Origin of the sequence: Micromonospora phytophila (assembly GCF_023656545.1) — a bacterium.
Taxonomy (GTDB): domain Bacteria; phylum Actinomycetota; class Actinomycetes; order Mycobacteriales; family Micromonosporaceae; genus Micromonospora; species Micromonospora phytophila.
The window spans coordinates 1-5,374 of sequence record NZ_JAMOKF010000346.1 but is presented as its reverse complement, the minus strand read 5'-3'; the positions used below and the strand labels follow the sequence as shown (position 1 = coordinate 5,374).

Annotated in this window: 5 protein-coding genes and 2 pseudogenes; all 7 read right to left on the bottom strand. The window is 74.9% G+C overall.

Features of this window, described 5'->3' with window-relative positions:
* A pseudogene (locus tag NCC78_RS26910) lies at window positions 1–237 on the bottom strand (peptidase S1); the annotation flags it as partial.
* Window positions 238–299: 62 nt separating this feature from the next.
* On the bottom strand, window positions 300–1,856 hold the full coding sequence (locus tag NCC78_RS26905) for a HAMP domain-containing sensor histidine kinase (RefSeq protein WP_250797967.1): 1,557 nt from the start codon (window positions 1,854–1,856) through the stop codon (window positions 300–302).
* Window positions 1,853–2,554, bottom strand: coding sequence for a response regulator transcription factor (locus NCC78_RS26900; RefSeq protein WP_250797966.1), 702 nt, complete (start codon window positions 2,552–2,554; stop codon window positions 1,853–1,855). The genes NCC78_RS26905 and NCC78_RS26900 overlap by 4 nt, the downstream gene beginning before the upstream one ends.
* A 94-nt stretch (window positions 2,555–2,648) precedes the next feature.
* Entirely contained in the window at window positions 2,649–3,266 is a 618-nt protein-coding gene (locus tag NCC78_RS26895; protein WP_250797964.1) for a PadR family transcriptional regulator, read from the bottom strand.
* Window positions 3,263–4,093, bottom strand: a complete 831-nt coding sequence (locus tag NCC78_RS26890; protein ID WP_250797963.1) for a DUF4097 family beta strand repeat-containing protein — start codon at window positions 4,091–4,093, stop codon at window positions 3,263–3,265. The genes NCC78_RS26895 and NCC78_RS26890 overlap by 4 nt, the downstream gene beginning before the upstream one ends.
* Window positions 4,094–4,201: 108 nt before the next feature.
* Entirely contained in the window at window positions 4,202–5,116 is a 915-nt protein-coding gene (locus NCC78_RS26885; RefSeq protein WP_250797962.1) for a lysophospholipid acyltransferase family protein, read from the bottom strand.
* Window positions 5,113–5,374: pseudogene (locus NCC78_RS26880) on the bottom strand (GNAT family N-acetyltransferase); the annotation flags it as partial. The gene NCC78_RS26885 and the pseudogene NCC78_RS26880, both read right to left, overlap by 4 nt.

Sequence of the window (5,374 nt, the reverse complement as noted above, 5' to 3'; positions counted from 1 at the left end):
CTCGGACGTACGCGGGGCGTCGCCGGCGAGCGGGCCGTCGGGAACCCGGGCCGGCTCGGGCGTACGGAGGTCGTCGGCGCCAGGGGCGGCGGACACGGCGGTGGCGTCCGGGGCGGCGTCGGTGCTCGGGGAGTCGGACTGCGCGCGCTCGACGCGGGGCAGCTCGGCGGTGGGGTGCGACGGCTCGGCGTCGGTGGGGGCCGGCCGGCGCTGCGGGTCGGACTCGTACTCGGTCATGGATCCACCATCTCCCGTGCCTCTGCGATCAGCCTGGAACGGCCCTGAATGTTCGCTGAAAGTCATTCGACCTCGCCGTCGGTGTCGGGCACGAGCGGCAGCCGGACCCGGAACGTCGCTCCGCCGCCCGGGGTGGTCAGCACCTCGACGGTGCCGTGGTGGGCGCTCACCAGCGCCGCGACGATGGCGAGGCCGAGCCCGGTGCCGGTGTTGCCGCCGGCCCGCCGGGTCCGGGCGGCGTCCGCCCGGTAGAAGCGCTCGAAGACCCGCTCCGCCTGGTCGGCGGAGAGGCCGGGCCCGGTGTCGGCCACCTCCACGACGGCGAGGTTCCCCCGCTCGGACCGCAACCGCACGGTGACCGAGGCGTCCGGCGGGGTGTGCGTCAGCGCGTTGGTCACCAGGTTGCCGATGACCTGCCGCAGCCGGGCGTCGTCGCCGTAGACCACGAGCGGGCCGGAGCCGGGCTCGATCTCCAGCTCGATCCGGCGCTCCGGCGCAACCACCCGGGCGGCCTGGACCGCGTCGCCGGCCAGCACCGGCAGTTCCACCGGGGCGAGGGAGAGCGGCCGCTCCCGGTCCAGCCGGGCCAGCAGCAGCAGGTCCTCCACCAGCAGTCCCATCCGGGCGGCCTCGTCCTCGATCCGGCGCAGCAGGTCGGCGGTCTGCTCGGGCGCCCGGACGGCGCCCTGCCGGTACAGCTCGGCGAAGCCGCGGATGGTGGTCAGCGGGGTCCGCAGCTCGTGCGAGGCGTCCGCGACGAACTGCCGCATCCGCTCCTCGGAGCGTCGGGCCCGCGCCTCGGACGCCTGGGCGGCGGCGGCGGCGTCCCGGGCGCCGGCCTCGGCGGAGCGGGCGGCGGTCTCCGAGGCGGCCCGGGCGGTGAAGGCGGCCTCGATCTGGGTGAGCATGGCGTTGAGCGCCCGGGAGAGCCGCCCCAGCTCCGAGGTGGGGCACTCCTGCCCCTCCTCCGGGTCCGGCACCCGCCGGGTGAGGTCGCCACCGGCGATGGCGGCGGCGGTCCGCTCGATCTCCACCAGCGGCTTCAGGCTGGTCCGGACGATCGCCGCGCCGACCGAGGCGAGCAGGATCAGCACCGCCGTGCCGGCCAGCACGTCGATCCAGACCAGCCGTTTGACGGCCAGGTCCACGTCGGTGAGGTGTTGGCCGACGGCCGCGAGCTGGCCGGCCGGCAGCTCGGAGTAGAGCATCCGCCAGCGGCTGTGCCCGTCGCGGGACGAGACCGTGAACGGCTTGCCGACCAGGTCCGCGAAGCCCTCCTCGGTCCCTGGCCACGTCGGCAGGTCCTCCGGGCGCAGGTCCGGGTTGAAGTAGCCCGCCTTGGGCTGACCGTCGACGACCGCCAGCACGACGAAGTCGCTGGGCAGGCCGAACTCCGCCGGCCGGCCCTGCTGGAGCAGGTCGACCACCCGGGTGATGGTCCGTTCCGCGAGCCGCAGGTCCCCGTCGACCTGACCGATGAGATAGCTGCGAAGGAAAATGGTGGTCGACGCGCTGATCACCACCAGCGCCCCGGAGACCAGGGCGAGGACGGACGCGACCAGCTTGACCCGGAGCGGGACGCTGCGCAGTCGACCCTTCGCCTGGTGGAGGGTGTTCACGCCGCCGGCTTGCGCAGCACGTACCCGACGCCACGCAGGGTGTGGATCAGTCGGGGCTGGGTGTTGTCCACCTTGCGCCGCAGGTAGGAGATGTAGGACTCGACGATGTTGTCGTCGCCCCGGAAGTCGTAGTTCCAGACGTGGTCGAGGATCTGCGCCTTGGAGAGCACCCGGTTGGCGTTGAGCATCAGGTAGCGCAGCAGCTTGAACTCGGTCGGCGAGAGCTGCACCCGCTGGCCGGCCCGGTGCACCTCGTGGGTCTCCTCGTCCAGCTCCAGGTCGGCGAAGGTGAGCCGGGAGGGGGTCTGCTCGCCGCTGCTGGTGCGCCGCAGCACCGCCCGGATCCGGGCGGTGAGCTCCTCCAGGCTGAACGGCTTGGTGACGTAGTCGTCCCCGCCCAGGGTGAGCCCACGGATCTTGTCGTCGGTGGCGTCCCGCGCGGTCAGGAAGACCACCGGCGTCCGGGTGCCGCCCTCGCGGAGCATCCGGATGACCTCGAAGCCGTCCAGGTCGGGCAGCATCACGTCGAGCACGACGAGGTCGGGCCGGTGGTCCTTGGCCGCGTGCAGGGCGGCGCTGCCGCTGGTGGCGGTGGCCACGTCGAAGCCGGCGAAACGCAGGCTGGCGGAGAGCAGTTCGAGGATGTTGGGGTCGTCCTCGACGACGAGCAGTCGCGCCTCGGTCTGGGTAGCGGCCATGCCGACCATCATCCGCGTTCTCGCTGCGCCCGCGCTGGGCGCTTGCTGGAAATAACCTGTGAGCCGGCCGTGGGCCCGACCCGGCGGCCGTCGGTCAGCGCAGCAGCCGGCGCAGCCCGTCCAGCGCGCCGTCGAGCAGCCGGATCGCGGTACGCAGCTGCGAGTCGCTGAGCCGGCGGGCCCGGACCAGCGCGCCCACCTCGACCGTGAAGGCGGCCAGCCGCTGGTCGAACTCGGTGAGCGGGCTCGACCCCGGCGTCGGCGACGGGCCCGGGGCGGGAGCGGGCGCCGGGGCGGGGTGGACCCAGCTGGTGCGCCGGGTCTGCCGGGTCGCCTCCCGAAGCTCCCGCTTGAGGTCCCGGACGGAGCCGCGTACCTCGCTCTGGATCTCCCCGGCGAGGGTGGAGAGGTCCGCCACCGAGGCGGTGATGTCGGCTTCCAGGGCGGCCAGCTCACCGGCCCGTTGGCGCAGCTCGGCCCGGCCGGCGTCGGTGATCTCGTAGACCTTGCGGCCGCCGGCGGCGGTGTGGGTGACCAGCCCCTCTACCTCCAGCCGCTGCAACCGGGGGTAGATCGTGCCGGCGCTGGGGGCGTACAGCCCGAGGAAGCGCTCCTCCAGCAGGCGGATGAGCTCGTAGCCGTGCTTCGGACCGTCGTCGAGGAGCTTCAGCAGGTAGAGCCGGAGCCGCCCGTGACTGAACACGGCGGTCACGGCAGCTCCTCCAGGTCGTCGTCCGCTGGGCGGGCGAGCAGCGCGATGCTGCCCGAGGTCGCGGACGCCGAGAGCCTACCCTCGCCGGCTCCGAGCACTCCCTCGCTGTGGACCACCGCGCCGGGGGCGGCGCTGCCGCGCACCTGGGGGAAGCCGCTGGTGATCCGGCCGGAGGTGGTGTGCAGCCGGACGTCGAGGTCGCTGTCCCGGCGCACCCGGACCGTGATGCTGCCGGAGATCGTGCTGAGCCGGATGTCGCTGCCCCGGGGGTTGTCGAGGTCGCAGGTGATCGCGCCGGAGACGGTCTGCGCGCGGACCTGCCCGGCCGCGCTGTCGGCGAGGATCACCTCGCCGGAGACCGTCTCCAGGTCGAGGTCGCCGGCCACGCCCAGCGCCTCGACCGGACCGGAGGTGATCTTCGCCGCGGTGCGGCCGCGCAGCCCCCGCAGGGTGATCTGGCCGGCCGTGACCTCTGCCCGGGTCTGCCCGCGCAGGCCGGAGGCGACCAGCGCACCGTCGACCAGGTGCAGGTCGGCCAGCACGTCGGCGGGAACGGCCAGGGAGACGTCCACCCGGGGCCAGCGGGCCAGCGGCCCCACCCACCAGAGGGCCTCCCACCAGCGCCGGCCGCGTTCCTGCCGGACGGAGAGCCGGCCGTCGCGCTGCTCGACCAGGACGGGCCGGCGACCGACCCGGGTGATGTCGACCCGGGCCGGTCCGTCGGTGGCCACCACGGTGAGCCGGCCGCTGAGCAGATGGACGTCGAGTCGGGTGACGGGCCCGTCGAGGGTGAGCCGTTGCGGGCTGTCTACAGTCCAGGTGGCCATGCGTCCTCCCTCGCAGGACGCGGTGCGCGTCCGACGAGGAAAGACTAACGCGATACATCGCGACTTAACAAGACTGTCTCGCGTCGCGGCGTCGCGACGGCGGAACGGTCAGGCGGCCAGGTGCAGCTCCGGCTCGGTCACGGCCGGCCTGGACGGGGCCGGCACCGGACGGAGCATCCGCGGCGTGGGGCGCCGGGCCGGGACGAGGTGCACCGCCGACTCGGCCGCCCGGGCCAGCAGCCGCCGGTCGGCGTCGGCGGCCGGATGCAGGGCGGTCGTGACGGTCACCGACACCACCAGGTCACGGGCGGCCAGCACCCGCCGCACCGACTGCCACAGGTTCTCGTCGCCGAGGAAGGCCGTCGCCGTCGTCCCGGCGTCGGTCGCGGCGCACCGGTAGCCGATCCGCAGCGGCACGACCGGAGCGCCGGCGTCGATCGCCGCCTGGAACACGGCCGGCCGGAAGCCGCCACCCGGACGGCAGTCCGCCGCGTCGCCGCACCAGGTCGTGCCCTCCGGGAAGACCGCGACGGCCCGCCCGTCCCGCAGCGCGTCGGCGACCCGGCCCACCGTGGCCGGCAGGTCGCGGGGCCGGCTCCGGTCGACGAAGACCGTGCCGGTCGCGCCGGCGAGCAGCCCGATCAGTGGCCATCGCCGCACCTCGCTCTTGGCCAGCATCCGGGCCGGGGCGACGGCCAGCACCGCCAGGACGTCCAGCCAGGACACGTGGTTGGCGACCAGCAGCGCGCGCCGCCGGGGCAGCCGGCCCCGGACCAGCAGGCGTACGCCGAACGCGCGTGTGGTCGCCCGGGCCCAGCCCCGGACGGCGGCCTGCCGCTCGCCCACCGGCAGCAGGGGGAAGAGCACGGCCAGGCCGGCGCCGAGGACCAGCATCCCGAGCACGGCCGCCAGCCGGGCGAGCCGCCGGCCGGTCGGCACGGCCGGCACCTCGCCGGGCACCGGGAGGCACGCCGGGCCGCACCCGGAGACCGGCCGCCAGAGGTGGTACGCGGCGGCGCTCACCGCTCGGCCCCGCCGAGGAAGTGCCGCAGGTAGCGCGGATTCATCCGGTCCAGGTCGAAGAGCACGTAGAAGTCGGCCACCCCGAAGTCCGGGTCGTACGCCGGCTCGCCGCAGACCCAGGCGCCGAGGCGCAGGTAACCGCGGAGCAGCGGCGGCACCAGCGCCCGCGCCGGTGGCCCCTCGACGGGTGCCAACGCCGCCGCGGCGGCCGGCTCGGCGAGCCAGGGACGCAGCGGGCGGACCCGCAGCGGCGGCGGG